This window comes from Brevundimonas sp. (assembly GCF_032107865.1).
GTDB lineage: Bacteria > Pseudomonadota > Alphaproteobacteria > Caulobacterales > Caulobacteraceae > Brevundimonas.
The window spans coordinates 1-8345 of sequence record NZ_DAMCNG010000119.1; the positions used below are offsets into that span (position 1 = coordinate 1).

The following is an 8345-nucleotide window of genomic DNA, read 5'->3' on the forward strand; positions in this document are numbered from 1 at the left end:
GGCGGCCTCGGACAGGGCCAGGCAGTTGGCGTCGTTGGCCAGCCGCACCGGTCGCCCAAGCGCGGCCTGCAGGTCCTCGGCCAGAGGGCGGTCGTTCAGATAGGTCGAGTTGGCGTTGCGGATCAGGCCGGTGCGCGGCGAGGGCGATCCGGGAATGGCCAGGCCGATCGATTGCGCAGGGCCGACCTCGGCCTCGACCCGCGCGATCAACTCGGCGACGAGCTTGAGGGCGGCGTCATAGGTTCCGGGGTTCGGCGCGGCGAAGGCCCCGGACGCGTCCAGCGCCGCCGCCTCGATCTTGGTGCCGCCGAAGTCGATTCCGATCCGCATGGAGGGGAGGTAGCACGGGCGCGGGCAGGCGTCGTGTGCGGAACCCTCTCCCATCGGGAGAGGGGAATGGCTTCACCCCGCGCCGAACACCTTGGCCATCAGCCGTTCCAGCGCCGCCGCATCCACCGCGTCGAAGGTGGCCGTTTCCGTCGCGTCCACGTCCAGCACGGCGATCAGCCCGCCCGCCGCGTCCAGCACCGGAACCACGATCTCGCTGGCCGAGCGGCTGTCGCAGGCGATGTGGCCGGGGAAGGCGTGGACATCCTCTACCACCTGGGTCTGGCGCGTCCTGGCCGCCGCGCCACAAACGCCGCGCCCGAACGGAATGCGCAGGCAGCCCAGCGTGCCCTGATACGGGCCGACCACCAGTTCCTCGGCCTTGGCCGCGTCCACGACGTAGAAGCCGGTCCAGAAGAAGACGGGGAAGGCGTCGGCCAGCATCGACGCCACGGTGGCCATGCGCGCCGTCAGGTTCGGCTCGCCGTCCAGCACGGCCAGGATCTCGGCCTCGACCTCGGCATAGCGTTCGGCCTTGTCGGCGGGGCGGTCGTCACGGGCGACGTAGGACATCAGGCAAGGCTCAACGCAGTCTAGGGAACGGTATAGTCGCCGCACTCGGGCAGGGGCGCGTCGGGAACATAGGCGTTCGTCGCCAGATCGAAAGTGAAGACGCGGCGTACGCTGCATTCGGCGTCGACGGCCTTGACCAGATCCTTGGGCGTCAACGGCGGCTTGGCGAGCGAGTCCTCGCTGCGCGACACCCGGCCGGGGAAGGTGGTGGCGCTTGAGGCGTAGGTCAGGCGCGGCGGGAAGGCGTCGCCCTCGGCCTTCAGCTCGGCGGCGAACTCATATTCGTCGTGGCAGGCGCCGGCGCGCTGCTTCATGTCTTCTTCGCCGAAGCAGGCGCGGATCATCAGTGAGCCGGACAGGGGGACGGTCAGGATTTCCTGCGGCGCCGCGCCCGGCGTGAATCGCACCAGCGTCCGGTAGGACGACATGCCGCCGCCGCCCGAATACATGGCTTGCAGCTCCATGTCGGCGCCGAGGATGACGTCGTCGCTTTCCGCGCGACGCAGGATGGCGCCCGGCCTCCAGAAGCCTTCCGAGTTCTCGCTCTCGATCCGGTGGGAGGCCACGAGCGTCCGGTCGCCGGGCAGGCCGTCATAGAGGCGCAGCACCAACTGCTCATCTGTTTCGCCCGCCTCGATCAGGGCGCACCAGCGGCGATCGGCGGTGCAGGCGGGAATGGCTTCGCCCTGAACCGCCGCTGGAACCGGCTCTAGCGTCTCAAAGTCGGGCGCAGGGGCGGCGGCCAGGACTGCGCTGAACAAGAGGATCATCTGGTGTTTCTCAGCATCAGGTTGGGACGGGCGATTCTAGCGTAGCTCGCCACAAGTCTTCAAACGAGGGCGGTGAAATGTGAACATTTGAAATACCGCCGTTGCGTGAATTGAATTTTAGTTGTTCCTTCAGCAGGCGGAATAAACCGCTGGGAGGAAATGAAGTGAAATTTTCAAAAATTAAAGTCGGTATGGCGGCATTGGGTGTCGCAGCGCTAACGGCATTTGTATCTTTTCAATCGCCTACGCGCGCTGTTGCTCAGGTAGGTCTCAACCCTGAATACAATCGGTGCTATTTTGAAGGATATGATCGCTGTCTTCCGCGTACGCCTGGGGGAATGGTCTATCTGCCCAATCCAGATAGTCCTGAAGGCATAGCTTTCGATATGTGCGTGGCTGAAGTCGAGCGGCATTGCGCTGCTCTGTACGGGGCCCCTTGAAACTGGGTTCGGCGGCCCTGCCTGGGCCGCCGTTTTCATTTCTCTACGTAGTTTTGTTGTTGGTAGGCCCGGAGGGACTCGAACCCCCAACCAGACCGTTATGAGCGGTCGGCTCTAACCATTGAGCTACGGGCCCCCGAAGCACAGCAAGGCGTGCCTAGCAGGCGGCGCGGCGGCTGCAAAGCCGCCCCGGACCTGTCACGCTTTTCACGCTGATGAACGGAACCTGCACAGGGGTCTTTTGCGTTCGTTCAGCTTGATACGGTCAAGTTAGGCCGTGGCTGGCGTATAGGCCCGCCAGAATGATTTCGACGGAGAACTCGTAATGACCCGCACCGCACGCGCCCTGATGCTGGGCACGGCCCTGATGACCTTGGCGGCGCCGGCCGTCGCGTCTGCCGCTTCAGGCGCTCAATCCCAGCCCGGCGGCTCTTCCCCGATGCAGGTGCACGCTATGGCTCAACAACCCGCCCTGAACCTGTCGGCCTATGGCGAGGTCAAGGTCGCGCCGGATCAGGCGACGATCAACTTCGGCGTGGTGACCGAGGCCCCGACGGCCCAGGAGGCCATGGCCCAGAACGCCCAGCAGATGACCCGCGTCGTCGCCGCCCTGCGCCGCGCCGGGATCGCCGAGCGCGACATCCAGACCTCGGGCCTGAACCTGTCGGCGCAATACGACTATCAGCAGAACGAACCGCCCAAGCTGCGCGGCTATCAGGCGGCCAACCGCGTCACGGTGACGATCAACGACCTGAGCAAGGTCGGGACGACCGCCGACGCCGTGGTCACGGCGGGCGTCAACCAGATCGACGGCATCAGCTTCGGTCTGAAGGATCCGAAGGCGGCCGAGGATCAGGCCCGCGTGCTGGCCGTGCGCGCCCTGCAGGACAAGGCGCGTCTGTACGCCCAGACGCTGGGCGTCGACCTGGGGCCTGTGCGCTCCCTGACCGAGGGCGGCGGCTATGCGCCGCAGCCGCGTCCTGAAGTCATGTACGCCCGCGTCGCCATGGACGCCGGCGGCGCCTCGACCCCGGTCTCGGCGGGCGAACTGACGGTCCGCATCGACATCAGCGGGACGTACGACATCGGCCGCTGATCGCGACCTTGGCGATGAATGAGAAGGGCTCGCCGGCGACGGCGGGCCCTTTTTCATGGATTTATTACCGTCCGTTCATTTGACGCGCCGGGCGCGGGCTCTATCCTCACGCTTGGCCGCCTCTGGCCGCGATCCTGGACGTCCGCCTTTCCATGAAGCAGTTCTTCCTCACCATGCTGGGCGTCTTCGCCGGGCTTGTGGCCTTCTTCGTCGTACTGCCGGTGGTGGCGCTGATCTTTTTCGCCATGGCGGCCGGGGCCTCCAAGCCGACGACGCCCGCCCATACGGTGCTGGAGTTGGACCTGCGCAGCGGCCTGACGGATCAGACGCCTGTCAATCCCTTCGCGTCTTTCGGCAGCTCCACCCTGTCGGTGGTTCAGGTCGTGGACGTGCTGGCTCAGGCCGCGGCCGACGACAACGTCAAGGTGCTGCTGGTGCGCGCGCCTGAGGTCGGCATGACGCCCGCCTCGGCCGATGAAGTGCGCCAGGCGATCGCTCGCTTCCGCGCTTCGGGCAAGACCGTGATCGCGCACAGTCAGGGCTTTGCGCCGATCGGCGCGGTGACGTCCAGCTATATGGTCGCCGCCAGCGCGGACCAGCTGTGGTTGCAGAACACGGCGAACTTCCAGGCGACGGGTCTGGCTGTCGATAGCGTCTTCCTGGGCCGCGCCTTCCAGAAGTACGGCGTCAAGGCCGACTTCGAGCAGCGGTATGAGTACAAGAACGCCGTCAACGAATTCACGCAGAGCGACTTCACCGCTCCGCACCGCGAGGCCATGGTCGCCTGGATGGGCTCCATCTACGACAGCGCCATCGCCAACATCGCCCGCGACCGCAAGACCACGCCCGAGGCCCTGAAGGCCGTGATCGAAGCCGGCCCCTATCCGGCGGAACAGGCTCTGTCGCTGAAGCTGGTCGACAAGATCGGCCAGGTCGAGGAAGCTGAGGCCGCCGCCAAGACCAAGGCGGGTAAGGACGCCAAGATCGTCAAATTCGGCGAATACGCTTCGCTGAAGGGCACGCGCACGACCTCGGGCTCGGGTTCGGCCAAGTCGGCCATCGCCATCGTCGGCGGCGAGGGCGCCATCATGACCGGCCGCGGCGACAACGACTCGCCCTTCGGCGGCGGGACCAGCATTCGCTCGGACGACACGGCTAAGGCCATCTATGAGGCCATCGAGGACAAGGACGTGAAGGCCATCGTCTTCCGCGTCTCCTCGCCGGGCGGTTCTCCGGAAGCGTCGGAACAGGTGCTGGCCGCCGTGCGTGCGGCCAAGGCGGCCGGCAAACCGGTGGTGGTGTCCATGGGCGCCTATGCCGCGTCGGGCGGCTACTGGATCAGCTCGGAGGCCGACTGGATCGTGGCCCAGCCCTCGACCCTGACCGGCTCGATCGGCGTGTTCGGCGGCAAGTTCGTGCTGGCCGATGCGCTGGGTCGTTTCGGCGTCGACATGCGCGGACTGTCGGTCGGCGGCGATTACGCCGACGCCTTCTCGCCGGTGCAGGGCTTCGATCAAGGTCAGCGCGCCGCTTTCGCCGCCTCGATGGACCGCATCTACGAAGAGTTCGTCGCCCGTGTGGCCAAGGGGCGCAAGATGCCGGTCGAGCGCGTGCGCGAGATCGCCAAGGGGCGCGTCTGGACCGGCGCTCAGGCGCACGGCCTGGGTCTGGTCGATCAACTGGGCGGACTGGAAGAGGCTGTCGCCAAGGCGCGTCAGCTGGCCAAGATCCCGTCGTCCGAGACGGTCCGCTTCAAGCGCTTCCCGCAACCGCAGACGCCTTGGGAGGCCCTGGCGACCGCCTTCGGCGCCTCGGGGCAGGCCGCTGAGGCCATGGTCAAGGTCGGCCAGGTGATGGGCGATCCAGCCGCTCAGGCCATGCTGAACCGCGTCGAGACCGAGCGGATGCGCAGCCGCGGCTCGGTGGTACTGGCGGATCAGCCGGCCTTCTGAAGCGTCGCCGGGACAACAAATGTGACTGGTGCGTGATGTCGCAGTGCATTGACCGTTCAGGTCGATGGACCGACATTGCGCCTCAGGCGTTCATCAGGACGCTGAGAGAGGCTTTGAGTTCATGATCAACTCCGACCCGATGGGCCAACTGGGTTTCAATGCGCGCCGTCGCCCCGGTTCCGGCCTGTTGGCGCCCTTCGTATGGGTTGCAGGTCTGGTCGCCACGGCGCTGGCCGTCACGGTCGGCGCCCTGCTGGCGGTCTTCACCGCGGCTGCCGTGGCCATGATCGCCCTGGTGGCCGGCGTGCTGGTCTTCTTCGCCGGTTTCGCCCTGCGCGCCCGCCGCGCCATGACGGCCCGTCGTCGCGATGACGGCGTCATCGACGCCAAGAAGGTGGGCGACACCTGGGTGGCCTACGGCTGGGAAAAGGACGGGCGCTAATCGCCCGCCTCATGACCAACTACACCGACGCGCCCTCCCCGAACTTCGACGCCCGGCGCGGCCCGCCGGACATGCTGGTGCTGCACTACACCGGCATGGAGACGGCCGAGGCGGCGATCGAGCGCCTGCGCGACCCAGAGGCCAAGGTCTCGGCCCATTATGTCGTCGACGAGGACGGCTCCGTTCTGCGGCTGGTGCCGGAAGAGCGCCGGGCCTGGCACGCCGGGCGCGGCGCCTGGCAGGGCGAGACCGACGTCAACGCCGCCTCCATCGGCATCGAGATCGTCAATCCGGGCCATGAGTTCGGCTATCGCCTCTTCCCCGAGTCGCAGATCGAGGCGGTGATCGCCCTGGTCGACGACATTCGCACCCGCTGGTCCATCCCCGACGCCCGCATCATCGGCCACTCCGACATGGCGCCCGAGCGCAAGCAGGATCCCGGCGAGCTTTTCCCGTGGAAGCGTCTGGCTGAGGCCGGGCACGGCCTGTGGTTCGACCCGGCGCCCGAACGCATCGGCGCCCTGGGCGCGCCCCTGTCGCCGGGCGACGAGGGGCTGGGCGTCATCGTCCTGCGCTCGGGCCTGCACCGGCTGGGCTATGGGGTGCAGCCGGGCGGCGCCTATGACGACGAGACCCGCCTGACGGTCGAAGCCTTCCAGCGCCACTGGCGGCCGGATCGGGTGGACGGCGTGGCTGACGGCGAGACGCGGGCGCGCTTGGTCGGTCTGCTGCAATTGGCCTCGGTCGAGAGTGTGACCGGCGTTCTGGATTAGAGCTTTATGACCCTCTCCCATCGGGAGAGGGGCTGTTCATCCGCATTGACCTTGCGCCCATTCGCGCGCATCTAGCGCTCGCCAGACGGCCGGGCGGTCGCGGCGGGGGCTTGCTCCTGTCGAGGAAAGTCCGGGCTCCACGGTGAAAAGGCGGCGGGTAACGCCCGCCCGGGGTGACCCGAGGGATAGCGCCACAGAAAGCAAACCGCCTGGGCTTCGGCTCAGGGAAGGGTGAAAGGGTGGGGTAAGAGCCCACCGCGTCGGCGGCAACGTCGACGGCATGGCAAGCCCCGCCTGGAGCAAGACCAAATAGGGACATCGCGCGGGGCTCGCTCCGCAGGGTTCACCGCCCCAGATGTCCGGGTAGGTCGCGAGAGCCGTCCAGCAATGGGCGGCCCAGAGGAATGATCGTCGCCGCTTTCGGGCGGAACAGAACCCGGCTTACAGGCCGTCTGGCTTTATATTTCGCCCTAACGCGCATTCGCGCTGCTTGAGGGCGTTCACGCTGACCCTCTCCCATCGGGAGAGGGGGCTCGTTAACCATTCCGTTGAAATCAAGGCGTTAGAAGTCGTCCACAGGCTGTGAATACTCATTTTGTTCTATGTATGTTCTGATTTTACAGTCCTGGCGACGCTGGTCGAGCCGTAAATTAGGTTAAAGGGCGTCAACTAATCCCATTGAGGCCCATTCAGTCCCATGCTATCCCAATGGCTCATGAGTAGGGGCTGAAGGCCCGACGCGTGGGTTTTCTTCAACGGATTTCAGGGACGGGCCGCAGGGTTCGATAGGGCAGGGCGTGTTTCTCTCGACCTACGAGAAGCAGCTGGACGGCAAGCGCCGTCTCCTGATCCCCCAGGAATTCCGCACGGCCGAAAACGGCGCCGAGCACGGCGTCTTCTGCTTTCCCTCCATCGAAGCGGATTGCCTGGAAGCGGGCGGCGACAAGCTGTTCGCCGAATACCGCGCGGTGATCGAAAGCCTGCCGTTCGGCGATCCCTATCGCTCGGCGCTGGAGGCCTCGATCTTCGGCGAGCAGAAGCCGCTGGCCTATGACTCGGGCGGGCGCATCACCCTGCCGGAGCATCTGTGCGCCGAGGTGGACCTGTCCGACACGGTCGTCATCTACGGCGTCGGCGAGCGCTTCCAGATCTGGAACAAGGACAAGTGGGCCGCGCACCGCGCCGAGCAGCGCCGTATGGCGCGCGAGGGCCTGAAGCAGTTCGGCGAGATGCGCCGTCAGGCGATGGCGGCGAAGACGGGAGGGGCGGCATGACCTCTCCGCACGCGCCCGTTCTGCTGGCCGAGGTGATCGAGGCCCTGGCGCCCAAGGCGGGCGATGTGATCATCGACGCCACCTTCGGCGCAGGCGGCTATACCCGCGCCATTCTGGAGCGCGGGGCGGATGTGGTGGCGCTGGATCGCGACCCGACGGTGCAGCCGTTCGCGGACGCCGTGGCGCGCGACTTTCCCGATCGCTTCCAGCTGATCCGCACGCCGTTTTCCGGTCTGTCCGAGGCGTTCGAGGAGAGCGGCAAGGCGAAGCTGGACGGCGCCGTCTTCGATATCGGCGTCTCGTCCATGCAGCTGGACCAGGCCGAGCGCGGCTTCTCCTTTATGCGCGACGGGCCGCTGGACATGCGGATGTCGGATGAGGGCGTCACCGCCGCCGACATCGTCAACACTTGGGACCACGGGCCGCTGGCCCATATCTTCAAGCTGTACGGCGACGAGCGTCAGTCGGGCCGGGTCGCCACCGCCATCCTGCGTCGTCGGGTCGAGCAGCCGTTCACCCGCACGCTGGATCTGGCCGAGGTGGTGGAAAAGGCTCTGGGCGGGCGTCGCGGCGCCGCCATCCATCCGGCCACCCGCGTGTTTCAGGCCCTGCGCATCGCCGTCAACGACGAGCTGGGCGAGCTGGAGCGCGGGCTGGAGGCGGCCGAGGCGACGCTGGCGCCCGGCGGGCGGCTGGTC

The 8345-nt window shown here is 66.7% G+C and carries 9 protein-coding genes, 1 tRNA gene and 1 other RNA gene; 7 read left to right on the plus strand and 4 right to left on the minus strand.

Going from position 1 to position 8345, the window contains the following annotated elements; all coding sequences use genetic code 11:
* From RT567_RS10630 to RT567_RS10645, 4 genes are all read right to left on the minus strand, one after another.
* The coding region (locus tag RT567_RS10630) for an ROK family protein (protein WP_313576357.1) at positions 1-330 on the minus strand (330 nt) is incomplete at its 3' end.
* Between the two features lie 72 nt (positions 331-402).
* Entirely contained in the window at positions 403-900 is a 498-nt protein-coding gene (locus RT567_RS10635) for a GAF domain-containing protein (RefSeq protein ID WP_313576358.1), read from the minus strand.
* 20 nt (positions 901-920) lie between these two features.
* A complete protein-coding gene (locus tag RT567_RS10640) occupies positions 921-1670 on the minus strand; it encodes a hypothetical protein (protein WP_313576359.1) in 750 nt (249 codons plus the stop codon).
* Between the two features lie 500 nt (positions 1671-2170).
* Positions 2171-2246: transfer RNA gene (locus RT567_RS10645), tRNA-Ile, on the minus strand.
* A gap of 189 nt (positions 2247-2435) precedes the next feature.
* Here RT567_RS10645 and RT567_RS10650 point away from each other — a divergent pair.
* The 7 genes from RT567_RS10650 to rsmH form a co-directional block, all read left to right on the plus strand.
* Positions 2436-3206 carry an SIMPL domain-containing protein gene (locus tag RT567_RS10650; protein ID WP_313576360.1) on the plus strand — a complete coding sequence of 257 codons (771 nt, stop codon included), beginning with the start codon at positions 2436-2438 and terminating at the stop codon, positions 3204-3206.
* 152 nt (positions 3207-3358) lie between these two features.
* Positions 3359-5158 (plus strand): signal peptide peptidase SppA, encoded by a 1800-nt coding sequence (gene sppA, locus RT567_RS10655; protein ID WP_313576361.1) that lies wholly within the window; start codon positions 3359-3361, stop codon positions 5156-5158.
* 121 nt (positions 5159-5279) lie between these two features.
* Complete coding sequence (locus tag RT567_RS10660; protein WP_313576362.1) at positions 5280-5600, plus strand: hypothetical protein; 321 nt, start codon at positions 5280-5282, stop codon at positions 5598-5600.
* 11 nt (positions 5601-5611) lie between these two features.
* Positions 5612-6373, plus strand: a complete 762-nt coding sequence (locus RT567_RS10665) for an N-acetylmuramoyl-L-alanine amidase (protein ID WP_313576363.1) — start codon at positions 5612-5614, stop codon at positions 6371-6373.
* 81 nt (positions 6374-6454) lie between these two features.
* An RNA gene (rnpB, locus tag RT567_RS10670) (RNase P RNA component class A) lies at positions 6455-6833 on the plus strand.
* Positions 6834-7170: 337 nt separating this feature from the next.
* Complete coding sequence (locus RT567_RS10675) at positions 7171-7647, plus strand: division/cell wall cluster transcriptional repressor MraZ (RefSeq protein WP_046653154.1); 477 nt, start codon at positions 7171-7173, stop codon at positions 7645-7647.
* A partial coding sequence (gene rsmH, locus RT567_RS10680) for a 16S rRNA (cytosine(1402)-N(4))-methyltransferase RsmH (RefSeq protein WP_313576364.1) occupies positions 7644-8345 on the plus strand: 702 nt, incomplete at its 3' end. The genes RT567_RS10675 and rsmH, both read left to right, overlap by 4 nt.

Bases quoted from the DNA above. Each gene is read 5' to 3' on its own strand.
- RT567_RS10635 (WP_313576358.1), bottom strand. From the start codon at position 900: ATGTCCTACGTCGCCCGTGACGACCGCCCCGCCGACAAGGCCGAACGC.
- RT567_RS10640 (WP_313576359.1), bottom strand. From the start codon at position 1,670: ATGATCCTCTTGTTCAGCGCAGTCCTGGCCGCCGCCCCTGCGCCCGAC.
- RT567_RS10650 (WP_313576360.1), top strand. From the start codon at position 2,436: ATGACCCGCACCGCACGCGCCCTGATGCTGGGCACGGCCCTGATGACC.
- sppA (WP_313576361.1), top strand. From the start codon at position 3,359: ATGAAGCAGTTCTTCCTCACCATGCTGGGCGTCTTCGCCGGGCTTGTG.
- RT567_RS10660 (WP_313576362.1), top strand. From the start codon at position 5,280: ATGATCAACTCCGACCCGATGGGCCAACTGGGTTTCAATGCGCGCCGT.
- RT567_RS10665 (WP_313576363.1), top strand. From the start codon at position 5,612: ATGACCAACTACACCGACGCGCCCTCCCCGAACTTCGACGCCCGGCGC.